Raw genomic sequence first — 24,801 nt, forward strand, 5'->3', positions numbered from 1 at the left:
CGTGGAAAGGATCAGGAACATGACGAAAAAGAAAGTTTTGGAACATATCACTTCAGTAGGTGTCGTCGCAGTCATTCGGGGAAACACGGCGGAGGAAGCATATCTAATGTCTAAAGCCTGCATTGAAGGTGGCTTGGATAATATTGAGCTTACATTTACGACGCCGGATGCGGATCAGGTCATTCGAAGATTGAGAGACGAATTTAAAGATCGGGCAGTGATTGGTGCAGGAACGGTATTGGAGTCACTGACGGCGAGAATTGCTATTCTGGCCGGAGCAGAGTTTGTCGTGAGTCCTTCTTTTGAAGAAGAAACAGCGAAGCTGTGCAATTTGTATGCGATTCCTTATATGCCCGGCTGTATGACGCTAAATGAGATCAAGGAAGCCATGAAATTGGGTAGCGATGTCGTGAAGTTGTTCCCAGGAAGTGCGATGGGGGCGGACTTTGTTAAGGCCGTCAGAGGTCCAATGCCTCATGTACAGATTATGCCAACTGGTGGCGTTGATCTGGACAATATGGAAACCTGGCTGCGTAACGGATGTGTAGCCGTGGGAATTGGGGGTAATTTGACGGCTCCAGCCAAAGAGGGTCGCTACGACTTGATCACAGAAAATGCAGCACGTTATGTAGCTAAGTATAAGGAAGTACGCGCAGCGCTGTAGGCTTCAGGAATTATAGGTTTTTATACTAATTTGTGATGGAGGCGTAGGCATGGGTCTGGACAATTTTTCATTGGATTTTTTCAGTCTGAAAGGTAAAACGGCAATTGTAACAGGAGGCAACAGTGGTTTGGGTCAAGGGTATTCCGTAGCTTTGGCCAAAGCGGGCGCAGACCTGTTCATTGTAGCTAACAATGATGATTATGAAGAAACAAGACGTCTGGTCGAACCTACAGGTGTGAAGGTTGTCTTTCATGAGGCGGATCTGACGAATAAAGCATCTATTAAGAAGATTGTAGAAGAATGCGTCAAGGAATTCGGCAAGATTGATATCCTCGTAAACAATGCAGGTACGATTCGTCGCGCCCCTCTGCTGGAGTATAAAGATGAGGATTGGGACGCTGTCATGGAGATCAATCTGAATGCCGTATATCATCTGAGCCAGGAAGTGGCAAAGGTGATGGTAGAGCAAAAAAGCGGGAAGATTATCAATGTCGCTTCTATGCTTGCTTTTCAGGGTGGCAAATTCGTTCCGCCATATACAGCGAGCAAGCATGCGGTAGCTGGTTTGACCAAGGCATTTGCGAACGAGCTGGCGGTTCATAACGTTCAGATTAATGCGATTGCGCCGGGTTATATTGCTACGGCAAACACGGCTCCAATCCGTGCGGATGAAAGTCGCAATCAAGAAATCTTGTCGCGTATTCCTGCGGGTCGTTGGGGCGATCCGTCTGATTTGATGGGAGTTGTGGTTTTCCTCGCCAGTCAGGGTTCCGACTACATGAACGGTCATATCTTGGCGGTGGACGGCGGCTGGTTGGTACGTTAAGCAGCGCTGGTCGCATCGAGGTTTATGAACTGAAAGCTGCCTCAAAAGGAAACTATCCTTTCAGGCAGCTTTTATTTTTTCAATGAAGCTATATGGTGAACTTGAAGACTTGGGGCGCTGTGTCGATCCGTCCTATGCATATGGCACGAATGCCTTTATAATTTAATGAGATAAAAATTGCTAGGCTCCAGCCGTACACTTGGTTGGAGCCTTTGAGCATAACACAGATGGATTGGAGAATGGAGAGATGAGTTCACAGCAACACCAACGAGCTTTGGTATACAAATCTTTGTGGCATGCCGGTCCTTGGGTGCTTGCCGTAGGGATCATTCTGGTAGGTGCCAATCTGCGCGCCTCGATTACCTCGGTAGGACCTCTTATCGGTTTGATTAAGGATTCTTTGCATATTTCGAATACACTGAGTGGTCTATTAACGACATTGCCGCTGCTGGCTTTTGCCCTGTTGTCGCCCTTTGTAGCCAAACTGTCGCGCCGCTTTGGGTCGTCTCTTATTATTTTTGCAGCCTTGCTGCTGTTGACCGCAGGTATTGTGGTGCGCTCAACGCTGGGGGTGACCGCATTATTTATCGGGACCGCCATGCTGGGACTGGCTATTGCCGTGTGTAATGTGTTGCTGCCCAGTCTGATCAAAGAGGAGTTTCCTCGCAACAGCGGACTAATGACTGGCGTATACTCAGTATCCATGAATGTGGTCGCAGCAACCGCATCTGGCCTGAGTATACCGCTGGCTATAAATGGAGGTATGGGCTGGCGAGGTGCTTTGGGAGTATGGGGGATTGTGGGTGTCGTAGGTATTTTACTCTGGGTGCCCCAGCTCCTTAAGGCACGCAAAACAGCCAATAAAGCGGCAGTGTCTGCCCGAACCGTGAATGTATATACATCGTCTTTGGCTTGGAAGGTGACGCTGTTTATGGGGCTGCAATCTGCTCTGTTCTATGTTCCTGCCGCCTGGTTTCCAGAAATGATGAGCGGACAGGGAATGGATTCAGAGACTGCGGGATGGATGCTGTCCGTCCTGCAGTTTTCGCAAATGCCATTTACTTTTATTGTGCCTATTTGGGCGGCACGGGTGAAGGATCAGCGGGTATTGGTTCTGATTATGGCTGCGCTGTATTTTATCGGTCTGGGTGGATTTCTGCTTGGAGCTACACAGTGGAGTGTGATTTGGGTCATTTGTATCGGTATAGCGGGTGGTTTTGCTTTTCCGTTAGTGATGATGTTCTTTAATTTGCGGACGCGGACACCGCAGCAGGCAGCAGAACTGTCTGGTATGGCGCAATCCTTTGGTTATTTGCTAGCAGCGACCGGGCCGACACTATTCGGTTATTTGCATGATGCGACACATGGCTGGACAATTCCGCTGCTGCTGCTCTTGTGCCTGAGTGTTCTGCTTATGTTTATAGGGCTGGGTGCAGCCAAGAAACGATATGTCGGAGGCGAGGTGGATGATCAGACTGCAATTTGATGCAGATGGTTACAGTGTGATCTGTAGTGCAGGTCGTGTTATGTTGTTGGCTAAAGAGTTTGCGCTGTTGCGCTTTCTATACGATAACCGGAATCAGGTGTTCACCCGGGAACAACTGCTGGATCGTGTGTGGCCGCTGGAGTATCCGGTGGAGCGTACGGTGGATGATCATATCTACAGATTGCGCAAAAAACTTAAATCATGGGATGTGCTCCGTATTCATACGGTCAGAGGGTATGGCTACAGCTTGACCTTGACTGACGTGCAGCCACAGAATCATCCGTCCTTGCACGATCAGGAGGTGCAGGACGCCGTACATGGACTATTCCGGAAATACCAGCTGTTGGGGCAGGGGAATTCCATTGTAGCGCTTGCTGCCCAGCAGGAGCAGATGGGTTTTGAATTGTCTGTCTTTTATCAAATGTATACCCGTTTTGTACAGGCGGATGTGTCCTGGTTCTTGGAGCGGGAGGACTTTACACGCGCAGACCGATTGTATTGGATGCTGCTGCTATATATGTGCACAGCAGGGGTGACGGATGAGGGGCTTGCTCTATGCGAGTGTGCGCTTTCCAGCAGGCTGCTGTCCAGTGATCAGGAACGGGAATTACGCATTCTCAACATCCTGGAGGCTTATGTGGAAAATGGAAAACCTGAACGCGCACAGGAAGGTCTACCACTGACCTTGATGGTCATGGAGCGGGATGATCTTGATAAATTTGTGATGCCTGTTGCACTGATGGAGATGTACATGCATCTGGCTTCCAATCATATGGAAAAGGCTGCGGAACTGTCTGATCGTCTGGAAGGCATGCTGTCGGAGGCTCCGTATTTGCGCGAACTGGGCCGTTATCGCATGATGCGCGGACTTATGCTTTTACGTACTGGAGATGTGGGCAACGCCGAGCGGCTCATGGATGAAGGGCTGGACACCCTTGATATGGCTAAACAGGAATTGCTAAAAATCAAGGCGGTCTGCCAAATCCGCAGTTTTTTGAAGCTTTGCGGCTCCTATCCCACGCTGGAAGAGAAATATGCGGCTCAATATGATCGGCTTGACCGGGATAACAGTTTAACACTGCATCGTCCAGCGCTAAGGCGCTGGTTGGAACAAACACTTTCTGTTGTCTGATGTTTTTAGCTGTCTGATTTTCCTCTGATATAGACCCGCTAGAATGTTCTTATTGCTAAAGAAGCTGAAAATGAGAGCAGGGTGAGTAGATAATGAAGGAAAAGAAAGAACTGCAATCCACGCCTAGCATTTGGCGCAATGGCCGTTTTCGGCGGATGTTTGCGGCGCACACGGCTGCTTCCTTTGGCGATTGGTTTGATGCTATCGCCATTCAGGTGCTTGTTGCCTATCGCTGGGAAGCTGATCCTATGATGATTGCACTGATTCCGGTAGTGATGGCGCTACCGGGTCTGCTGCTGGGTTCCATCGCGGGCACGTTAGCCGACCGGGTACACAAAGCCCGGCTGATGATCGTCTGCGATGCAGCTATTGCCTTATTGACGCTGGCCATTCTCGCCGTCCCGGGTCCGGTGTGGCTGCTGCCTTTGCTCGGTCTGCGCGCGGCGGCTGGCGTATTCCAAATGCCTTCACAGCAAGGCTTGACCCGCACGGTAGTCGCCAGCGACGACCTATTTCGGGCGACCTCGCTGAATGGGTTGGTCAATCAGGCCTCCAAAGTGGCAGGGCCATTACTGGGCGCTATGACCTTGACTGTGTTGTCCCCCCAGGCATGCATTATTCTCAATGCATTGCTGCGTCTCTGTTCCGGCCTGCTGCTGTGGCCGCTACGCGGAATCGGTCCGGCGCTGGTCAGCGCAGACCAACAAGCTGTTGCAGCCGAGCAGCAAGAAAAGTCGGCTGCGCATACAGCAGCACCTGAGGCTGATGAAGCCAAAATGCGGGAGGAGCATGTCCGCGCATCTCGTTTTTTCAACCAATGGCGTGAGGGCTGGGCGTTCTTATGGTGCAGTCGAATGCTTTTGCATACGCTCATATTCGGACTTTTCGGCTTAATCGCCATTCTCATGATCGACTACCAGTTCCCTACATTGCTGCGAGTGCTCGCTCCGGGTAATGAATCGCTGCTTGGCTGGCTGGTTTCAGCCATTGGGGCTGGCGCCGTCGGCTGTATGCTTGTGCTTAATCGCTTGAATCGCATAAGCGCAGGCTGGGGGCTCGGTGGTGGATATGTGCTGGTTGGCGGAGCTATTGCTGCTTTAGGCTGGGCGCAACCCGGAACTGGATTGCCCGTACTGCTTATGATCGGGGCTGTGCTGGGCGTGGGCAACGGCCTGTACATTATCACCCAGAACTATATATTACAAGCCAAAACCCCTGCTGATATGGTAGGACGCGTCTTTGGTATCCAAAGTACCGTGATTGGAGCAATCATGGTCGTTTCACCGCTTGCCGGAGGAGTATTGATCCGAATAGCAGGGGCGGGCACGGCTTTTGTCTGGATCGGGATGACTGTTGGAATCCTGGGTTTGACGGGACTGCTGCTTCAATCCGTGATTTGGCGTGAGTCCCTCGCTGATTCTAGCCTGACTACGGAGCAAAATGCAGACCTTGCGTAGTCGATCTTGCGCAATAATTTGCTTCGATTTTCGTCATTTATATTTTTAGCATGGGAGAGATCATGATGACTCAACGAACTTCAGTCTCAGAGCCTGTGGCACGGTTACTTGAAGGATCACGGGTATACTTGCGTCCCGTTAACGTAGAGGACACCGAGCTATACTATAATACATTGTTCGATCAGGATGTGCGGCGGCTGACAGGCACACAACGCAGCTTTACCAAGGATCAAATTGCCCGTTATATTGAAGCTAAAGGACAGGATGCCTCAAGCCTGCTTCTGTTGATTGCGCTTCGCGAAGATGATCGTGTCATTGGGGATATAGCCCTGCAGGATATGGACAGCTTGAACCGCAGCGCCAACATCCGTATTGCAATCAATGAGCAGGGAAATCAGGGGAAAGGCTACGGCACCGAAGCGCTTGTACTCATGCTGGGTTACGGATTCGGTATCTGTAATCTGCATCGGATTGAGCTGAATGTATTTGATTTTAATGAACGTGCCATTCGTTGCTATGAAAAAGTAGGCTTTCAGCGTGAAGGTGTACAACGGGATGCTTTATTCTACAATTATGAATACCATGATTCGATTCTGATGGGTATGCTGGACCACGAATACCGCGACCGCTATGTGAAAAAAGCAGAAAATTGATTCAGCACGTTTACACAGGTTCACAGAAGAGATACAATTAAAAGATAAAGTTGCTTGTTTGCGCAAGTATGTAGAACCGACAACATCAAATGAATATATGAATTACCGGAGGAGCCTGTCACCAAGGCTCCTTTATGTCTTTTTTAGGGGAACCTGTGCTGTATCTCGGGTTCCCCTTTTTATTTTGCAAGTTGTCCGTTAAGGTCAGACACATATTTTGCACGTTTGTTTAGCATTTTATGATTCAGGATTTTGCAAAATTCGATTCCAGTCGCTCCAAAGTGCAATATATAGACGAACTAAACCATTTCGGTCTATATCTTGTTCATTGGAAGTCGCTTATGGGATTTTTGCAAAATCCTCGATTATCAGTTTTATTCAATATTGTGGGTTATGCGCAGATGAGTTCAAGGATTAAATAAAAGGAGGTTATCAGTCTATGCAATTTATACTATATCTTCTGCTGATTCTACTGTTCACAAAAGTCGCGGGTCATTTGTCTGTCAAGCTCGGTCAACCAGCGGTGTTGGGAAAGCTGATCGCAGGAATTGTGCTGGGCCCAGCCGTATTAGGATGGGTTCAGAATGATTCGCTGATTCATAATATGTCTGAAATCGGAGTGCTGCTGCTGATGTTCATTGCTGGACTGGAGACGGACCTGGATCAACTTCGACGTAACTGGAAGCCTGCGGTAGCTGTGGCGGTTGGAGGTATTATTTTACCGCTAATTTGCGGTTTTGGTGTAGGGGAAGCCTTTGGATTCTCGGTGCATGAGGGCTGGTTTCTAGGAATTATTCTGAGTGCTACCTCTGTAAGCATTACGGTACAGGTACTCAAGGATATGAATAAGCTGAATACCCGGGAAGGCTCGACCATTTTGGGTGCGGCAGTGCTGGATGATGTGCTTGTCGTGGTGCTACTAGCGGTAGTAATGAGTATATTCGGTATGGGTGGAGAAACTTCGCTGGGGCTTCTTGTTGGCAAAAAGCTAGTTTTCTTCGTGGTAGCTATTCTGGGGGGCTGGTTCGTTGTTCCATGGATTATGAAAATACTTGCTCCACTCAAGGTGACTGAAGCAGTCATCACGACCGCGTTGATTATTTGCTTTGGGTTTGCGTATTTTGCGGATATATTGGGGATGGCAGGGATTATCGGGGCTTTTGCTGCCGGGATTGCCATTGCACAAACCAGCTTTAAGCACGTCGTAGAAGAAAAGGTGGAGCCCATCGCTTATTCCATCTTTGTTCCTGTATTTTTTGTAAGCATTGGATTAAATGTATCTTTTGAAGGAGTGGGTCAGCAACTTGGATTTGTTGTTATTTTGACACTGGTAGCGTTGGTGACGAAGTTAGTGGGAGGCGGTATCGGCGCGCGGCTGACGGGTTTTAATAACCTTTCTTCGCTCGCGATTGGCTCCGGTATGATATCACGTGGCGAGGTCGCACTTATTATCGCAGCTACCGGATTGCAAACGGGTCTGCTGGCACAGCAATACTTTACATCCGTGATCATTGCTGTCATTTTGACGACTTTGGCTGCACCTCCGATTCTTAAGCTATGTTTTAGCGATAGGAAGTCTTTAAACCAGATAGAGAAGTAAGAGACTGGTACTAACAAGCCATACCAAAAGACCCTTCGGATTCATATTTCCATGCAGCATGGGAAAGTGAGCGAAGGGTCTCTGCTAAGGTGCAGGAATTAGGACTCGGACACCACAGTGAAACGTTGGTTCAGATGTTGCGGTTTTTCGATTTCGTCTACTACGGCAACCGCATAATCCTCATAGCTGACATAGCTTGCACCTTTGGAATTAACCAACAGCGTGTCTTTTCCCACTTGGTAAGAGCCTGTACGTTTACCCAGAGCAAACTCCGCAGAAGGACTAATGAAAGTCCAGTTCAGGTCGCTGGTACCACGCAAAATTTCCAGGTTTTTTCCTTGGTTATTTGCTGTTGGATATACGAAATCAGGGAAGCCAGGAGCATCTTTTACCAAAAGTGTTTGGGATTCGTCAGTGAACAAGCTGCCTGCACCACCTACGACAATCAGGCGAGTACCGGATACATTACGGAGGGCTTCAATTAGTACGTTACCTGCATCGACATGCAAATGCTCTTGTCCGAGTGGAGCGGCAAATGCATTAACGACTACGTCAAAACCTTTCAGATCATCTATTTTCAGATCAAAAACGTCTTTTTGTACTACAGTAGCACGACTTTCTGTTACTTTAGCCGAGTCACGGACGATGGCGGTTACTTCATGCCCTCTGTCTAATGCTTCTTTTACGATATTACTTCCTGCTTTACCGGTTGCACCAATAACTGCAATTTTCATAATAGATAGCCTCCTATAAATATGATGTGGATGATTCATTCGTTTGATCGTAAGTGTACTCAGTGCATTTACGAACTTTAATATGTAACTATTATAGTTACAATATAAAATAAAAGTCAAGCTCTTCTGTTGGGCAAACTAAAGTCCTCCGATTGGAAAGAGAGGAACTCGTTTAAATATATAAGGTGAAACTAAATGAGCAAACTTAGCCATATTGGATATATGTAGACTACAGATAAGAAAGGAAGAGTGAACCGATATGAGTAAAAAAGTACAGCTTGAACCCGCAGCACAGAAATTTGCAGACGATAATGCCAAGCCTCCGTTTCTATATGATTTGGGTCCTGAAAAAGGACGTGAAACGGTCAATGAGGTTCAATCCGGTCCAGTAGACAAACCTGCCGCAGATTTAGAAGATCTAACTATTCCAGGTGGGCCTGGCGGCGAGGTGAAGGTCAGAATTGTTCGCCCACAACAAGTGACAAGCGATCTCCCGGTCATTGTATATATTCATGGAGCAGGCTGGGTATTCGGTAATGCCCATACGCATGATCGTCTGATTCGTGAATTGGCAGTCGGCTCACAGGCAGCAGTTGTATTCCCAGAATACAGCTTGTCACCAGAAGCTAAATATCCGACGGCAATTGAGGAAATTTACGCGGTCGTTCAATGGGTGGCACAGCATGGTCGTGAGCATGGACTGAAGCCTGATACGCTGACGATAGCCGGAGACAGTGTCGGCGGTAACATGACCGCGGCCGTAACGCTGCTGGCCAAAGAACGCAGTGGTCCTTCCATCAGGCAGCAGTTGTTATTTTATCCGGTGACGGACGCTTCCTTTGACACGGAGTCGTACCAGGAGTTCGCCACAGGATATTTCCTGAGCCGCGAAGGAATGCAATGGTTCTGGGATCAATATACGACGGATCCCAACGAACGAGCGCAGATCACGGCGTCCCCGTTACGTGCCACCACAGAACAGCTCAAAGGGCTACCGCGTGCGCTGGTCATTACAGGCGAGGCCGATGTGCTGCGCGATGAAGGTGAGGCTTATGCGAATAAGCTGCGTGAAGCGGGGGTAGATGTGACCGCTGCACGTTTTCAGGGCATCATACACGACTTTGTGATGCTGAACCCATTGTCGGAAACCACGGCCAAGCGCGGTGCGATCATGCTCGCTACCTCATGGCTGCGCCAAGGGTTTGAAGGCTAGTACACTATAGAGCATTTTAAGGGTGCCGTCGTGTGATTTGATCTAGTTTTTTGAACGATTAGGCTGTCTTCTTCCTGCTAACATCTATTGCAGGGAAGGCGGCCTTTATACATATCTGCAATGAGACCGCTTCACCTTCGTCGAACAGAGTGATAATATAAAATTTGAACGAGTTTGACCGACATTCAGCTTTAAGGGGGGGTTCCATGCCATTTCAGGGACAACGCATTTTACCTGCAGCTAAGCATATGAAGCAGCTGGAGGGTATTTTGGACAGCTCTTATGAGTATGCGGTTTTTCTGGATACGCATGTAGCGCAGCTGCGCAACCTGTACCAGATGGCTAGGAGTCGCAACAAGCAAATGCTTCTGCATGCCGACTTGGTGCAAGGCTTGAAGAATGACGAGTATGCGGCTGAATATTTGTGTCAGGAAATTAAGCCGTTTGGGATTATTTCGACCCGATCCGGGGTGATTGCAACCGCTAAAAAGAAGGGGATTCTTGCTGTACAGCGCGTGTTCCTGCTCGATACGATTGCGCTGGAAAAAAGCTACACGCTGGTGGGAAAAACACGACCTGATTATATTGAGGTGCTGCCCGGTGTTGTTCCACCGATGATTAAGGAAGTTAGCGAACGCACAGGCATTCCTATTCTGGCGGGCGGACTTATTCGCACCCCAGAGGATGTGGAAGCGGCGTTGGCTGCGGGAGCTACAGCAGTTACGACCTCCAATAAACAACTGTTCGAGCATTATAAGCAATAGCTTTTATTTGAATCAAGTGGGTAACAATACATCCTGTGCGTTCATTGCGTGTAGATGGAGGCGCAGTGATGAACGAGTTCCTGATGCAGTTCCAGAGCGATATTCTCGATCTGCCTGTAGAACGACCTGCTGTGAACGAGACAACTGCACTCGGTGCGGCGTATTTAGCGGGACTGGCAGTCGGGTTTTGGAGCAGTCTGGATGAAGTCCGGGGATATGCGCAGAGTGATCATACCTTTACTCCGTCCATGAGTGAGGACATGCGAACTGAGCTTTATGGTGGCTGGAAAAAGGCAGTTCATGCCGCAATGGCGTTCAAGTAGAGACGGTTTTGCGATAGAAGGGAGCCATCTGGCAACAGGCAGATTTCCCTTTTCATAGCGTACCGTGTGTGCTACGATATAGATAAGTTAATACTCGTCAGGAGACTTGGAGAGACCATGAACCGCTCGGCATCCGCCGCAGCGATGTTCGTGGTCTTTTTTTGTACCTTATGATGATTCGGTTGGCAGATTGCATCGTGGATATATACAAAGCTGGAGGGATAAATGATGGGAGAACAGGGATTTGCTGCGCAGGAGAGAACCGCTGTTTTGGAACGTATGGGACATGAGCATTTTGATATTTTAATCATTGGCGGCGGCATTACAGGGGCGGGTATTGCGCTGGATGCGGCGGATCGTGGTTTGAAGACGGCACTGGTGGAGATGCAGGATTTTGCAGCAGGTACGTCCAGCCGCTCGACCAAGCTAGTGCATGGTGGTCTTCGTTATTTGAAGCAGTTTGAAGTTAAAATGGTAGCCGAGGTCGGGAAGGAACGGGCAATCGTATTCGAAAATGGTCCACATGTGACCATACCGGAGCGTATGCTGCTTCCTTTTCACAAGGGCGGCACGTTTAACGCATTCACCACCTCTGTCGGGCTGCTGGTATATGATTTCCTTGCTGGTGTTAAGCGTAGTGAGCGCCGTCGTATGCTGGACATCCAGGCTACGCTAGAGCGCGAGCCTTTGCTGAAGCGTGAGGGACTGAAGGGAAGCGGCAGCTATGTGGAGTACCGCACAGATGACGCTCGCCTGACGATTGAGGTCATGAAGGAAGCTGTTACACGAGGGGCGCTGGCGGTGAACTATGCCAAGGCTGACAAGCTGCTGTATGACGAAGGACGAATAAGCGGTGCAAGCGTAACGGACCGGGTAACGGGAAAGCCATACGAAATTCGAGCTTCGCTGGTTATTAATGCAGCCGGACCATGGGTAGACACGTTGCGGGAAATGGATCGCTCCAAAGAAGGAAAGGTGCTTCGCCTGACGAAAGGTATTCACCTGGTGTTCGATGCTGAGCGCTTTCCGCTCAAACAGGCAGTGTACTTCGATACACCGGATGGACGCATGGTATTTGCCATCCCACGTGATGGAAAAACCTATGCAGGCACGACCGACACGGTGTATGAGGGGGATACGGCGCATCCCCGGATGACCGCCGAAGATCGGGCCTATGTGCTTCAAGCGATCAACGGAATGTTCCCAGATGTAAAGCTGACTGTTACGGATGTAGAATCCAGTTGGGCAGGGGTACGGCCGCTCATTTATGAAGACGGTAAAAGCCCTTCGGAAATTTCACGTAAGGACGAAATTTGGGAATCCCGTTCAGGTCTGATCACGATTGCAGGCGGCAAGCTGACGGGCTACCGGAAAATGTCCGAACTCGTCGTGGATCGTGCGGTACGGGAGCTGGGGCGCTTGCATGGGCAGAGCTTCCGGGCATGCCGCACCAGACATATCCCGATTTCGGGTGGCAGCGTAGGAGGCTCAGCGGGCTGGGACGCGTACGTAGGTAAGCAAACCCTAGCAGGTGTTGCGCTCGGCCTATCGCCGGATATAGCTAAAGCATGGGCTACCCGCTATGGCTCCAACACAGAGCGATTGTTCGACATAGCGGCACAGAGCATGAAGGAGGCTACCGAGCAGGAAGCGGCGCTGCCTGTGGAAGTGCGTGTCCCGCTCCTGTATGCGTTGGAACAGGAAATGACAGTGACACCGTCTGATTTTTTTATACGCCGAACCGGGGCGCTGTTCTTCCAGATTGACGAGGTGAAGCGTTGGAGACAGCCCGCCATCGCATGGATGTCTGAACGTGCAGGCTGGAGCGCCGCGCAAGAACGACAATATACGGCTGAGCTGGATGCTTACCTGTATGAAGCTGTAACGCCTGTAGAGGCAGAGGTGAAACCCGGTGACGTTAAAGCTATTTGAGGCCGCGAGGGATATATATCCTTGAGCCATCCATTGCTTTGAAACTTTGACTGAAAGCAAAAAAAAGCAGCGATTCTTCATAACAAGAGAATCGCTGCTTTTTTGTATACAGATTGCTTACAGCATCAAGTGGAACAGGAACGGGGCAGCCGCCAAGGTAAAGAGAGCGGCGAGCACCATCGAGATGCTGGATATCGTCCCCGTCAGCGAACTGAACTCGAATGCTTTGGAAGTGCCTGTACCATGAGCACCGGTACCGAGCAGCACCCCACGTGAGACTTCATTTTCGATACGGAACAGCTTTACAATCATCGGACCGATAATAAGACCGCTCAATCCGGTCAGAATAACGAATACAGCCGTGACCGTCGGATTGCCGCCAATCGTTTGCGATACATTCATCGCAATGGGCGTCGTAATGGAGCGAGGAATCAGGCTGCTCAGCAGCGAAGAATTCAGGTGCATCCACTTAGCAAGCGCCATGGAGGACAACACGGCTACAACAGACCCAGACAGCACGCTAAGCACGATTTGGGTCGCGTGTTTTTTTAACACAGGGAAATATCGGTACAAAGGGACAGCAAATGCAATCGTAGCTGGCTGTAGCAGCATGGACAGCAAGTGAGCGCCCGAATTATAAGAACGGTAGTTCACACCCGTCAGCGTCAAAATCAAAATGATAACAATAGGTGTAATGAGCAATGGAGACAAATACACCTTAGGTAGTGTGCGGTACATGCGTTTGGCCATCCAGTAAATAGCGAGTGTCAATACAATACATAGAAGACCGGTCATGATGATTTATGCTCCTTTCGTTTACCAAGCAGACTAGCGACCATACCTGTGCAGGCCATCACCAGAAAGGTGCCGAGCAACACGACCAGCATAATGCTCATACCATCGTGTTCCAGCATCGGCCAATAATTCATAACGCCGACAGCGGAGGGGATAAAGAATAATAGCAGCTCGGCCAGCAACCAATTTGCGCCAACTTCAATCCAGCTTAGCCGGACCAAGCCGGTTTGCAGCAGAATAAAAAGGATCAGCATACCAATGATACTACCGGGTACAGGCAGGTGGAGCCAGGAGACTACCGCGTTCAGGATGAGCGAAAAGGCCATCAGGACGGCGATCTGGAGGACACCGCGTATGAAGCTTTTCATATATAATGGCTCCTATCTTTGAGATCGGTTATTTTCAAACTGTAATGAAATTTTACATCACAAGCTTTCATGAGTAAAATGCATATAAAGAATGTAATCTATTCCGTTTGTCTATGGGAGAAGGTGTAGCTTTGGATATCCGACATTTACAATATTTTTTGGAAGTCGCGCGGTTGCGTAGCTTTACAAAGGCAGCCCAGAGCATGTTTATTACCCAGCCGACGATCAGTAAGACGATTAAAAGTCTGGAAGATGAACTGGGGGTCGCTTTGTTCGACCGAATTGGCAAAAGAATCGAACTGACGGACGCGGGAAAGGTAATTGAGCTTCAAGCACAAGCGATTGTAAAGTCCTTTCAGAGCCTGTCCTCGGAGCTGAGTGATTTGATGAACCTGAAAAAGGGACATATCCGTATTGGCCTGCCCCCTATGGTCGGATCGAGCTTTTTCCCGCGTGTCATTGGAGAATTCCATAAGGCATATCCTGATGTGACTATTCAATTATTTGAGGACGGAGCGAAGAAAGTGGAACAGGACGTAGAAGCCGGGGCACTGGATATCGGGGTGATTGTGCTGCCTGCGGTTGGAGATATGTTTGAGACATTTCTGTTTGTGGAGGAAAAGCTGAATTTGCTCGTTCATCCTACGCATGCATTGGCAGAGTGCAAGGAGGTACCGTTATCTGCGTTGGCGGAGGAGGCGTTTGTACTGTTCCGTGAGGATTTTACGCTGCATGACCGTATCATTGCCGAATGTGTCCGTGCTGGCTTTCAGCCGCGTGTAGTCTACGAAAGCTCACAATGGGATCTGATTAGCGAAATGGTTGCTGCAAACCTGGGAGTAGCGCTGTTGCCGGAGGCCATTTGCCGAGATCTGGATTCCGAGCGCTTGCGTGTTCTTCCATTGGTGGACCCCGTCATTCCTTGGCATTTGGGGATGATCTGGCGGAACGATCGTTATCTGTCCTTTGCCGCCAGAGAATGGATATCGTTCACACAACAATTGTTGAGGACGGAATATGGCGGAAAATAGTAAGTCAACGAGAAGGTGAGTACGATGCAGATGTGTACCGAAGGAGGACGAATACTGCTTACATCATAAAAAAGCTGCCCTGAGGGGCAGCGATGTAGCTTGCTTCTATGAGTGTGTTTGGTTTATTGCACGCTTGGTGTGAAGGTACTTGTCCATAATACGGTCAAGTCTGGAGGATTTGTCCAATACACGTTCATCTTTTAATCCGTGTAAGTCAGCCATGCGATTCAGTTCACGGCGTTCTTTTTCCATGAGTTTTTCCAATTGTTCGAGGTTCACAAAGCCCACCCCCCATGTCGATTGTAAGGCATGTCTCCACTAGCGGCAGCAGTTTTTTTGATAACGATGTTATTTCCATTTTACCACTTTTTATTAACAATAATCCAGCTTTCCTGACATTTAGCGACTAATATTTATGGTTTTGCCAGTTTCACCTGATTGCGTCCTGAACGTTTAGCTTCATATAATGCCTCATCTGACTTTTCCAGTAAGTGCCTCGATGCAATGACAGGTGAACTGCCTGCTCCGATGGATACGGTTAGCGAGATCGAGATTCCGTCATTCAAAAGAAAACGTTCATTTTCCACAGCTTTCCGAATCTTTTCGGCAAAGCTTGCTGCTTTCTGACTATCACAATTTCCAATCAGAATGGCAAATTCCTCTCCGCCCTTACGGGAGGGGTACGCCCTCGTTGTAGATTCCCGGGTTAACAGCATTCCCAATTGGCTTAAGACGGTATCTCCGTTCAAATGACCATACGTATCATTAATATTTTTAAAGTGGTCAATATCCAGCATCACGAGTCCAAAGGGTTGTTTTGTAGTCTTGGAAGTATGAAAGACCTCTTCGAATAGCGCATCGAAAGCACGCGGACTGTAGAGTCCGGTTAAATGATCCCGATTTGCAGCCTCTTCCAGCAGATGAACAGCCCGTTCTGTTTTTTTGATATGGGACATCATAAAATAAGTGAATAGGCCGCCAAGTAACTTAAAGGTTGTGATTATTATCATAGATTCATTATCAGGAGGATTAGCCACATAGAAAGTAGATAATAGCGACACTATAGCAGCTCCAAGCACGGCCGACATCCACTTGCGGAGTGTTAGGCTTTTTTCTCGAATAAAGATAAGTGAAATGCCCAATGTCATGAAGCAATTGACGGTAGCAGTCAGAGAGACATCTGTCCAACCACCTGTGATGTAAATACGGTACAGGCTAATGATTAGGGTGGTCAGCAGACCGGATACCGATCCTCCCATATAAACAGATATGATAATCGCCAATTGGCGCAGATCGACTACAAAGTGCCCACGGATCCATAAACCGGTCATCATTAACAGAATGCCAAACAGACCCAGCATTAAACCGTTCATTACCCGAAAAATGAATACATGGTTTTCTAGGTAACGTTCATATTTCCGGGAAAATAAATTTCCAAAGAATAAGAAGCTCGTTAATAGCGCAAAATTGTTAATTAATTCTTTTAACATATCCCTATCCTTTATGCTGTAATGAGAGTTGTAGTATCGTTGGGAATAAAGCAGAAGGCCTCGTTTCTATATTTCGGTAAAAAGTAGGCATGAGTGAATACCAATCGACCACAAACGATTCTTATGTCCCTTACGTTTCGTTTATCTACGTGGTACAGTGAGAGGACTATGACCGGAACGGGTGATCGTATGAAGGAACCAATTCACATATCGGTGCGTCCACTTGTGGAATATGTACATCGGAGCGGCAGCATTCATAGCGGCTTTCGCTCGAATAGCAGTATGCTCGAAGGAACTCGCGTCCATCAGGTTATCCAGAAAGGTTACAAGGAGCATGACCGCAAAGAGGTACATTTACGTACAGAAATTTCGTATAAGGACGAATTGTTTATCATTGAAGGCCGCTGTGACGGACTGATTGAGCTGGATGGCGTATGGACGGTTGATGAAATTAAATCGATCTCTTTGCCCCTCGAAGATATTCAGGGTGACGGTCAACCCGTACACTGGGCACAAGCATTTCTGTATGCCTATATGATTGCTCGTGAGGAACAACAGCATTCCATGCAGGTCCAGCTTACTTACGTACAGGCACACAGTGAAGACATTCGCCGATTCAGACGAGAATTATCCTTTACTGAGTTGGAAGCCTTCGCACAGGAGATGATTGCTGGTTATGCACCGTATGCATTCCTGCTAAGAGCACATGCGGAAAAGCGGGATGCCAGCATTGCTATGTTGAACTTTCCCTTTGATACGTATCGTTCGGGTCAGCGAACTCTCGCGGGTTCGGTGTACAAGACGATTGCCGAAGGGGTTAACCTGTTTGCCAAAGCGCCTACAGGTATTGGTAAAACGGTATCCACCTTGTTTCCTGCGATCAAGGCTATCGGTGAGGGGCAGGTTAAGCGAGTATACTATGTAACGGCTCGTACCACCACTCGGGCAGCAGCCGAAGAAGCTTACGCCAGAATGCAGGGCCAAGGGCTGCACATGCATGTGGTGACTTTGACTGCGAAGGATAAAATTTGCTTTAAGGATGAAAATGATTGTGATGCTGGATCATGCAGCATGTGCGAGGGCTATTACGACCGGATCAACGGTGCGATATCCGATATTTTGGCGAATGAGACGTTAATGACCCGAGCGGTGATTGAGCATTATGCGCGCAAGCATAAGGTATGTCCCTTTGAATTTTCGCTGGATGTGGCGTATGCCTCGGATGGTATAATCAGTGATTATAATTATGTTTTCGATCCACGGATTTCTTTGAAAAGATTGCTGGAGGAGCACAAGCGAAAAGGTGTTGTACTGGTGGATGAGGCGCATAATCTGGTAGAACGCGGCCGGGACATGTTTTCGGCGGAAATTTTGAAATCTTCTTTTTTAGAACTGAAACGAGAATTTAAGTTGCTAAGTCCAGAGATTGCTGCGGCTGCGAGTGCAGTGAACGCACATATGATTACGCTGCGCAAGCAATATGCAGATACAGGAAAAGCAGTGGAGACAGCAGCACCGCAAGAGGTGCTGGAGCTGTTGGCGCCTTTTGTAGAAGCAGCTGAACGTGAACTGGTGACGGGGGACAGTACAAGCCACGTAAGCGGTGAGGGTACGGCTTATGCATTGCTTCTAGATACGTATTTTACCGCTCAGAATATGCTGCGAATTGCTGCTTTATATGATGAACGGTACGTTACTTATGTGGAAGCGGGGCGCAGTGAAGTGAGGGTCAAGCTGTTCTGCCTCGATCCTTCTCACTTGCTGGGACAAGCTATTAAGGGCTACCGCTCAGCCATTTATTTTTCCGCAACGTTGACACCGCTTGCTTATTACCGGGACATGCTCGGAGCAAACGAGGAAGATTATACGTTACAGGTTCCTTCACCCTTCCATCAGGAGCAGTGGGATGTACGTCTGCTGCCGCTCTCCATCCGTTATCGGGATCGTGAGCGTTCCAAAGGGGCGATTGCGGATATGCTGGCTGCATTGGTTGTGGAACGGAAAGGAAATATCCTTGTATTTTTCCCGTCCTATCCATATCTGCGTGAGGTATATGAGGAGTTCATGCTTCGGGACGTGTCCGCAAATACGTTGGTACAAAGTCCGGGGATGACCGAACCAGAGCGGGATCGATTTCTAGAGGCTTTCCAGCCTGGGCAAGAGCACACCTTGCTTGGCTTTGCCGTACTGGGTGGTGTGTTTGCTGAAGGTGTCGATTTACCTGGGGATCGCTTAAATGGGGTAGTGGTCGTCGGCGTCGGCTTGCCACAAATTGGAGCAGAGCGGGATGTGCTGCGGGATTATTTTTCCGAACAGGGACGGAATGGTTTCAACTATGCGTATGTATATCCAGGGATGAACAAGGTTCTTCAGGCAGGTGGCAGACTTATTCGCACAGAGCACGACGAAGGATTGCTGGTCCTGGTAGATGATCGTTTTGCCAAGGAACCGTATGCTTCTTTGCTGCCAGACGAATGGAAAAGCTACCGTCTGACGGAACAAGCGGGATTAAGGAAGGAATGGATAGACTATGAACTTTAATTTTCATAATGACTCCATACGCGGGGTGCTGCGTAGCTTTGGGCATGAAGATGCCGAAGTGGATAATATAGAGACTTTTGTGACATTTGCACGCTTGGCTAACGGGATTTTCAGAGAAATGGATACCGATTTTAGCAAGTTGGGGGCTTCTCAGGGCCGGATTATTGTTCTTAGCCTGTTGCATTGCCATTCGCCGCATCGCATGACACCATCAGAGTTGGCGGAAAAAGCTGATGTGACGCGTGGAACCATGACGGGGTTGATCGACGGATTAGAGCGAGATGGCATGATTGAACGTGTGGCTCATGAGAGTGACGGGCGGATGGTGACTGTCGGATTAAAAGAGGCGGGACGAGAGTTGTTAAGTAAGATAGTCCCTTATTATACGAAGTTGATTCGGTCGTGTATGTCTGAGTTTACGCCGCAGGATCATAAGATGATGAAGGGTTTACTGGGAAAAATGAAAGGCGGTTTTGAGCGGTCCTTGCCGAAATGCTGAATTCCTAATATAAGGAATAAGGAATAGGAGAGAGAACATGTTCTTTTATACAGATGAGGTCTATGAAGCCCGTGATTTTGGATCAATGGATGCCAGAGAAGGCGAGTGGAGAAATTGCGAGTTTACCCGATGTCGCTTTCGGGGTGTGGAGATGAATGAGTCCCTCGTGGAAGGCTGTACTTTTGTGGACTGTGATTTTACCGGAGCCATTCTGAATGCATCTCACTACAAGGAGTCGGCTTTTACCAATTGTTTGTTCACCAGCGCCAATCTGTTTGTAGTCCGGTTTGATAACTGCAAGCTGGTAGGTTCAGATTTTGCAGGGGCGAATATGGATGGTATCACAATTACGGGCGGAGACTGGTCTTATACGAATTTGCGTCATGCAGATTTAAGAAAACAAGATTTGCGAAAAATACGATTCAAGGAAGCTGACTTATCCGAATGCAATTTGGAAAAAGCAGATTTACGGGAGGCGGATCTTACCCGAGTAAGACTGCACAAAGCCCATCTTCAAGGAACAGACCTGCGCGGTGCGAAGATGGATGGTGTGAATTTTAAAGATCTGGACATCACTGGAGCCAAGCTGGATATCGAGCAGGCAGTAGCGGTGGCCCGCTCCTATGGTGCCAAGGTGGAAGGCTAAAAAGCACGGGATACAAGAGCTGTCTCGATCTGCAGTACCCCGTGTGGGTGAAATGGATGGTTGACTTGAATTTGAAAGACTTAATCTTTAGTGGATGCCGGCAGTAGTGGAATTGCTGCTTCCGGGTCCCGGTTTGGCAAATGATCAATTCCCACAGGCTCTAGCGGTTGCTGTGGAACCGTCCAGTTGCGCGCGATATCTGCGGCAGTTCGCTGCTCCAGCAAGCGTTTGGCTACTTCATAACATTGATCGACATGCCGATTACCAATGGTTCGCATAGCAGTAAAGCCAATTGCCGCGGCTAGCCCTTGCCCCAGAAGAGGGACAAACTTGCTAACCTGCTTGGTAGCGATACGAATGCCCATTTTTTGCAAAATCTGCACGATGACTTCACGGGTAATGAGTCGCCCGATCAGCTTGCTGCCAATCGAGGTGATAAAACCATACACCATGGATTTTGTTTCTGCGTCCAGACCTTCCAGCTGCTTCTCAGATAATCCGAATTTGCCATTAATAGCTGGCAGTAGCTGCATCAAAATGCCAACATCAGCAAGAACGTCAGCCCCAGGAACTGGAACTAATACCGCTCCACCTGAGGCCGCAGCCCTTTTCGTCACCATGGATTTACATTCTTTACGGATCTGCTCCAACTCTTCTATTGTTCGGGCTGTCATATGCATCTCTCCTTCATACGCTTCCGATTAGGACCCATGATTCTACCCTGTTATTACACACATTTCTACCTTTCTTAAGCATGGAGTAAGCAAAAAATCCCTGATTCACGCACTATCCCACATTTACTCCTGTGAAGCGATCAGGCATAATGAAGGATGGTTGCCGATAAGAACAAGCCTGTTTTACGGGGATAAAGGAAGGAAGAGACAGATGAGTCAGACAAACGTTTATTTTAATCATGATGGTGGAGTGGATGATCTAGTATCCCTTTTTATGCTGCTTCAGATGGAGCAGGTTCATTTGACCGGAGTATCGGTGATTCCAGCAGATGGTTACCTGGAGCCTGCAACGGATGCCAGCCGTAAAATTATTGATCGTTTTGGACAAAATAAAGGGCCTGTGGAAGTCGCAAAGTCTAATTCACGCGGTAAAAATCCGTTTCCTGCCGCTTGGCGTTTACATTCCTTCTATGTGGATGCATTACCCGTACTGAATGAATCAGGGCGTATAGAAGCACCGCTTTCATCCCTGCCAGCTCATCAGCATCTGATCGAAAAGGTACGCGGAGCTGAAGGTAAGACGCTGTTGCTATTCACTGGACCGCTAACCGATCTGGCGCGAGCGCTGGATGAAGCACCGGATATTGAAGCAAAGATTGAAAAGCTGGTATGGATGGGCGGCACCTTTGAAAAAGGGAATGTGGAAGAGCCGGAGCATGACGGCACAGCAGAGTGGAATGTATTCTGGGACCCAGAAGCGGCATATCGGGTGTGGCAAAGCGGCATCACGATTGATCTGGTAGCGCTGGAAAGCACAAGCAAAGTGCCATTAACTCCAGCAGTACGCAATCGTTGGGCTGCCGAGCGCCGATATGAGGGCGTGGATTTCTTGGGCAATTGCTATGCAGGATGTCCGCCGCTCGTTTATAGCGAAACGAACTCAACCTACTACTTGTGGGATGTGCTGACCACTGCATCCGTAGGACGCCCGGACATTGTCAAGAAAAAGACGGTGCATTGCAGCGTTATCGCAGAAGGACCAAGTCAGGGCAGAACAGTGGAACAGGCAGATGGACGTCCTGTGAACCTGGTATATGATACAGATCCAGAAGCCTTCTTTACGTATATGGCGGATTTGGCCAAGCTAGCTGCTCCCAAACGTTACTAAGTCTGGCTATGCACAAACGTACGGCATAGGGCGATAATACTGCCTAGTGATACGTACTCATAACATAAAGCCCGTGACATTATGCGTCACGGGCTTCTATTACATGATTCTCTATATATCACAAGCTAATCTCTGTTTCAGGCAGATTCCTGATATATTTTCAGGGTGAACTGGAGCGTTATCTCTGTGCCGCTACCAGGTTCACTGATCCCTGTCATCTTACCCTTCATTCGTTTTAATAGATGTTTGGTAATCTGCCAACCCAAGCCTGGATTACCATATGAGGGCGAATACCCCCGGTCATGTTCAAGCCACAATTTTAATTTATTTGGAGATATACCGACTCCGGTATCCTTCACCTTTAATTCCAGTTCAACCTCAGGTGCATCGGTCACGGATTGGGTGGTTGCAGATAAAGTGACAGCTCCTGTGCTTGTAAACTTCACTGCATTATCTACCAAATTAATCAGCATACGGCGAATTTTAGACTCATCCCCGATAAAAATAGGCGAGCTGGTGAGATTCCAGTCGAGCTTCAACTCTAGATTCCGCTGCGCGGCTACCTCTGTATACAGGCTCAATACATTTTCCATCATCGTTCTCAGATCAAACGGGTCTTCAATATCATCAATCTGCCTAGACTCCATAGTGCTGTAATCCAAAATATTACTCAACAACGTCATGAGCGAGCGACTGCTCGACTCCATGATGCTCATATATTGCTGTTGTTCCTCTGTTAACTCCGTCGTCAGCATGAGATCGGTGGCTCCCCATATTTCGGTTAGCGAAAACCGAATTTTATTACTCAGGGAAGATATCAAATCCAGCTTGCTCATAGAAGAGATTTCAGCATCTAGCTTGTCTTTCTCCAGTTCCACCACATAGCCCAGAAATACAGCCATAGCCTGAAGGGCCTTCAGTTCGGATTCTGTCAAATGTACAGATGGCGCGTCCAAGATACAAATGGTTCCGTAAGCCTGACCATTTTTCATGCGAATAGGGATTCCTGTAAACGAGTGGTTTCCAATGGTTTTAGTCACATCTAAATTGCATGTGTGCGGGTGAATCGTCGTTTCTGTAATCGTGAGGTGATCCGCAGGATGGTCCAACACCAGACTACAATAGCTAAGCTCGAAAGGGAGCACATCTCCTTCCTTAACGAGCACCTCTTCCCGGTTAAATGAATCTACAATCACATTCGTAATGCCGTCATTAGCGGCAATAAAAATGGTGTTTACATGTAAAATACCACTTAGCACATCAATGACATGCGCGGTAGCCTCTTGAATACTATTATAAAAACCTGTAGGTGAAGTAATCATGTATCTCCAATCCTGATGCAAAGTGGTGGTTATCCAAAACTCTAGCAGTTTGTGTATCCCATTCCCGATCCTCTGAATGTGTTTTTGGAGCGTATCATTAATTATACATGATTATTTCATTATAAACCGATCTTTCTACTTCCATTTACCTATTCGCTTGCGCAAACCTTCATTTCTTAGGTCTAGTGAGGAGGTTTTTTTGAGAGTTTGGTGTATGCGAATACACATTCATGAAATTATCTAATTATTTTTTTGGCTTTTTATACATTCGTTGGCAATCTCATCATATGAAAATTGTGTAATAAAATAGGAGGATAGGACCAGTAATATCATGTAAATATTCTATATAATAGGTTCAGAGGTGGAATTATGAATAGACTGGAAGCCCTAGAACACTTCCATAAGACCTATGCGGAAGATGTATTGAACCAGAAATTACATCAAGCAGCGTATTTGTATGAACAAAGAAAAGATGAGCTCATTTTTTCTTTTATTCAATCCTTTCAATCGATCTGCCTGCAAGCCCATTCCGCAGAAGTGGCCAAGACAAGGATCGGATACATTACTTATTCTATGAGGCGCACGTATCTGATGGATCGCAACTATAACTATGTCGTCGAAGCCTATGATAAAAATTGGTTCTTTGATCCTCAACCTTGTTATGGAATCTATGATGCAGGCTGGGTATTCCGCTTTTTAGCAGAAGTGGAGGGTGAATTGAATCAGCTTCGAAAACCCTATATGAATAAGATTTTTCAGCCTGATGTGGAGCGATTTGTACTCCAGGCTGCAGGGGAATTTCATAAATATATTCTGAAATTAGCGAAAGATGCTATTCAGCAGGCTGTACATTTACCTGAATTCAAGGCGTTGAAATGCGAGGACGAATTGGAAGTAAGAATAGGGGAGTATAAAGGAATCAGTGAGGTGGTGTATTCAACAGCTTATGGAGTACTACATGATTCAACAGGATAATCGTATTACGGAGTATATGTATCCAGTCGAGACGAATCGAAGGCAGTTATTGGAATGGGCAGAAAGCTCATCATGTACTGATGAAGAATCTATTTTACAATTTTATGTATCAGGTGATGCGGACTATATTGATTTTATAGAGCATCCGGTATCCATCGTTTCTGAACAACTAAAGGAAATCTTTGATATATATCAATCCGGATTAAGCTGGAAGTTGGTTGTTTTAGCCGATATGCTGAGAATGCAGCAAACAAGGTATTGGCTAGCAAATTTGCCTAGCCTGATGTGTTTATCACCATGTAGTGAATATCATAGGGACGGTACACTGAAGAAAATCATTCTAGATGAACATGCAGTGGAGAATCATAAAATATTCAGGATTCAGGATGCCAATCATCATATTATTGTAGACCTCGATGTGGCTGAATGTATTTTGAAGTTCAATCTGGCAGGCTTGAAATTACAAAAGGTCGATACAGAGGGGCCATCTATACAAAGGAGAGTCTAA

Annotated in this window: 24 protein-coding genes and 1 pseudogene; 18 read left to right on the forward strand and 7 right to left on the reverse strand. The window is 47.7% G+C overall.

Annotation, left to right across the window (positions count from 1 at the left end; translation table 11 throughout):
* The first annotated feature begins 19 nt into the window (after positions 1-19).
* The 7 genes from ACQW03_RS12760 (at position 20) to ACQW03_RS12790 (ending at position 7,818) form a co-directional block, all read left to right on the forward strand.
* Positions 20-664 carry a bifunctional 2-keto-4-hydroxyglutarate aldolase/2-keto-3-deoxy-6-phosphogluconate aldolase gene (locus tag ACQW03_RS12760; protein ID WP_025683172.1) on the forward strand — a complete coding sequence of 215 codons (645 nt, stop codon included), beginning with the start codon at positions 20-22 and terminating at the stop codon, positions 662-664.
* Positions 665-713: 49 nt separating this feature from the next.
* Positions 714-1,490, forward strand: a complete 777-nt coding sequence (gene kduD, locus ACQW03_RS12765) for a 2-dehydro-3-deoxy-D-gluconate 5-dehydrogenase KduD (protein ID WP_220026334.1) — start codon at positions 714-716, stop codon at positions 1,488-1,490.
* 247 nt (positions 1,491-1,737) lie between these two features.
* Entirely contained in the window at positions 1,738-2,976 is a 1,239-nt protein-coding gene (locus ACQW03_RS12770; RefSeq protein WP_441949993.1) for a CynX/NimT family MFS transporter, read from the forward strand.
* Complete coding sequence (locus ACQW03_RS12775) at positions 2,957-4,108, forward strand: winged helix-turn-helix domain-containing protein (protein WP_025721978.1); 1,152 nt, start codon at positions 2,957-2,959, stop codon at positions 4,106-4,108. Before ACQW03_RS12770 ends, ACQW03_RS12775 begins: the two co-directional genes overlap by 20 nt.
* A 92-nt stretch (positions 4,109-4,200) precedes the next feature.
* Complete coding sequence (locus ACQW03_RS12780; RefSeq protein ID WP_441949996.1) at positions 4,201-5,565, forward strand: MFS transporter; 1,365 nt, start codon at positions 4,201-4,203, stop codon at positions 5,563-5,565.
* 62 nt (positions 5,566-5,627) lie between these two features.
* Positions 5,628-6,218, forward strand: a complete 591-nt coding sequence (locus tag ACQW03_RS12785) for a GNAT family N-acetyltransferase (protein ID WP_441949998.1) — start codon at positions 5,628-5,630, stop codon at positions 6,216-6,218.
* Positions 6,219-6,657: 439 nt separating this feature from the next.
* Positions 6,658-7,818 (forward strand): cation:proton antiporter, encoded by a 1,161-nt coding sequence (locus tag ACQW03_RS12790; protein ID WP_076292737.1) that lies wholly within the window; start codon positions 6,658-6,660, stop codon positions 7,816-7,818.
* Positions 7,819-7,916: 98 nt separating this feature from the next.
* Here the strand turns inward: ACQW03_RS12790 and ACQW03_RS12795 are convergent, their stop codons facing one another.
* Complete coding sequence (locus ACQW03_RS12795) at positions 7,917-8,552, reverse strand: NAD(P)-dependent oxidoreductase (protein WP_071643740.1); 636 nt, start codon at positions 8,550-8,552, stop codon at positions 7,917-7,919.
* A 259-nt stretch (positions 8,553-8,811) separates the two neighbouring features.
* On the opposite strand from ACQW03_RS12795, the gene ACQW03_RS12800 reads away from it, so the two are divergent.
* The 4 genes and pseudogenes from ACQW03_RS12800 to ACQW03_RS12815 all read left to right on the forward strand — a co-directional run bounded on the left by ACQW03_RS12800 (position 8,812) and on the right by ACQW03_RS12815 (position 12,784).
* Complete coding sequence (locus ACQW03_RS12800) at positions 8,812-9,765, forward strand: alpha/beta hydrolase (RefSeq protein WP_071643738.1); 954 nt, start codon at positions 8,812-8,814, stop codon at positions 9,763-9,765.
* Positions 9,766-9,971: 206 nt separating this feature from the next.
* Positions 9,972-10,529, forward strand: coding sequence for a glycerol-3-phosphate responsive antiterminator (locus tag ACQW03_RS12805; protein WP_441950001.1), 558 nt, complete (start codon positions 9,972-9,974; stop codon positions 10,527-10,529).
* Between the two features lie 32 nt (positions 10,530-10,561).
* A pseudogene (locus ACQW03_RS12810) lies at positions 10,562-10,852 on the forward strand (FGGY-family carbohydrate kinase); the annotation flags it as partial.
* Positions 10,853-11,080: 228 nt separating this feature from the next.
* Positions 11,081-12,784: a glycerol-3-phosphate dehydrogenase/oxidase gene (locus ACQW03_RS12815; RefSeq protein ID WP_441952389.1), complete on the forward strand. Its 1,704-nt coding sequence runs from the start codon at positions 11,081-11,083 to the stop codon at positions 12,782-12,784.
* Positions 12,785-12,901: 117 nt separating this feature from the next.
* Here the strand turns inward: ACQW03_RS12815 and ACQW03_RS12820 are convergent, their stop codons facing one another.
* A complete protein-coding gene (locus tag ACQW03_RS12820) occupies positions 12,902-13,579 on the reverse strand; it encodes a CidB/LrgB family autolysis modulator (RefSeq protein ID WP_013312486.1) in 678 nt (225 codons plus the stop codon).
* Complete coding sequence (locus ACQW03_RS12825) at positions 13,576-13,947, reverse strand: CidA/LrgA family protein (RefSeq protein WP_013312485.1); 372 nt, start codon at positions 13,945-13,947, stop codon at positions 13,576-13,578. Before ACQW03_RS12825 ends, ACQW03_RS12820 begins: the two co-directional genes overlap by 4 nt.
* 131 nt (positions 13,948-14,078) lie before the next feature.
* Here ACQW03_RS12825 and cidR point away from each other — a divergent pair, with 131 nt between their 5' ends.
* Complete coding sequence (gene cidR, locus ACQW03_RS12830) at positions 14,079-14,978, forward strand: cidABC operon transcriptional activator CidR (protein ID WP_023990853.1); 900 nt, start codon at positions 14,079-14,081, stop codon at positions 14,976-14,978.
* 105 nt (positions 14,979-15,083) lie between these two features.
* Here cidR and ACQW03_RS12835 read toward each other — a convergent pair whose 3' ends face one another.
* Both ACQW03_RS12835 and ACQW03_RS12840 read right to left on the reverse strand, forming a co-directional pair.
* The gene (locus tag ACQW03_RS12835; RefSeq protein ID WP_013312483.1) at positions 15,084-15,257 is read right to left on the reverse strand and encodes an aspartyl-phosphate phosphatase Spo0E family protein; all 174 of its coding nucleotides are present in this window, start codon (positions 15,255-15,257) and stop codon (positions 15,084-15,086) included.
* Between the two features lie 134 nt (positions 15,258-15,391).
* Positions 15,392-16,468, reverse strand: coding sequence for a diguanylate cyclase (locus ACQW03_RS12840; protein ID WP_441950005.1), 1,077 nt, complete (start codon positions 16,466-16,468; stop codon positions 15,392-15,394).
* A 168-nt stretch (positions 16,469-16,636) separates the two neighbouring features.
* On the opposite strand from ACQW03_RS12840, the gene ACQW03_RS12845 reads away from it, so the two are divergent.
* From ACQW03_RS12845 to ACQW03_RS12855, 3 genes are read left to right on the forward strand one after another with little or no spacing between them, the layout of a single operon-like run.
* A complete protein-coding gene (locus tag ACQW03_RS12845; RefSeq protein ID WP_441950007.1) occupies positions 16,637-19,009 on the forward strand; it encodes an ATP-dependent DNA helicase in 2,373 nt (790 codons plus the stop codon).
* Positions 18,999-19,508, forward strand: a complete 510-nt coding sequence (locus tag ACQW03_RS12850) for a MarR family winged helix-turn-helix transcriptional regulator (RefSeq protein ID WP_013312480.1) — start codon at positions 18,999-19,001, stop codon at positions 19,506-19,508. The genes ACQW03_RS12845 and ACQW03_RS12850 overlap by 11 nt, the downstream gene beginning before the upstream one ends.
* Positions 19,509-19,545: 37 nt before the next feature.
* Positions 19,546-20,154, forward strand: a complete 609-nt coding sequence (locus tag ACQW03_RS12855) for a pentapeptide repeat-containing protein (protein WP_028540785.1) — start codon at positions 19,546-19,548, stop codon at positions 20,152-20,154.
* A gap of 80 nt (positions 20,155-20,234) precedes the next feature.
* Here the strand turns inward: ACQW03_RS12855 and ACQW03_RS12860 are convergent, their stop codons facing one another.
* Positions 20,235-20,828 carry a hypothetical protein gene (locus ACQW03_RS12860; protein WP_071643725.1) on the reverse strand — a complete coding sequence of 198 codons (594 nt, stop codon included), beginning with the start codon at positions 20,826-20,828 and terminating at the stop codon, positions 20,235-20,237.
* Positions 20,829-21,039: 211 nt separating this feature from the next.
* Between ACQW03_RS12860 and ACQW03_RS12865 the strand changes: the two genes are divergently transcribed.
* Positions 21,040-21,996 carry a nucleoside hydrolase gene (locus tag ACQW03_RS12865; protein ID WP_441950010.1) on the forward strand — a complete coding sequence of 319 codons (957 nt, stop codon included), beginning with the start codon at positions 21,040-21,042 and terminating at the stop codon, positions 21,994-21,996.
* Positions 21,997-22,133: 137 nt separating this feature from the next.
* Here the strand turns inward: ACQW03_RS12865 and ACQW03_RS12870 are convergent, their stop codons facing one another.
* The gene (locus tag ACQW03_RS12870) at positions 22,134-23,318 is read right to left on the reverse strand and encodes a GAF domain-containing sensor histidine kinase (RefSeq protein ID WP_441950012.1); all 1,185 of its coding nucleotides are present in this window, start codon (positions 23,316-23,318) and stop codon (positions 22,134-22,136) included.
* Between the two features lie 369 nt (positions 23,319-23,687).
* Between ACQW03_RS12870 and ACQW03_RS12875 the strand changes: the two genes are divergently transcribed.
* Both ACQW03_RS12875 and ACQW03_RS12880 read left to right on the forward strand, forming a co-directional pair.
* The gene (locus ACQW03_RS12875) at positions 23,688-24,293 is read left to right on the forward strand and encodes a hypothetical protein (protein ID WP_441950014.1); all 606 of its coding nucleotides are present in this window, start codon (positions 23,688-23,690) and stop codon (positions 24,291-24,293) included.
* Positions 24,277-24,801 carry a hypothetical protein gene (locus ACQW03_RS12880; protein ID WP_441950016.1) on the forward strand — a complete coding sequence of 175 codons (525 nt, stop codon included), beginning with the start codon at positions 24,277-24,279 and terminating at the stop codon, positions 24,799-24,801. The genes ACQW03_RS12875 and ACQW03_RS12880 overlap by 17 nt, the downstream gene beginning before the upstream one ends.

This window comes from Paenibacillus sp. DRB1-1 (assembly GCF_052119485.1).
GTDB classification, from domain to species: Bacteria; Bacillota; Bacilli; order Paenibacillales; family Paenibacillaceae; genus Paenibacillus; species Paenibacillus polymyxa_B.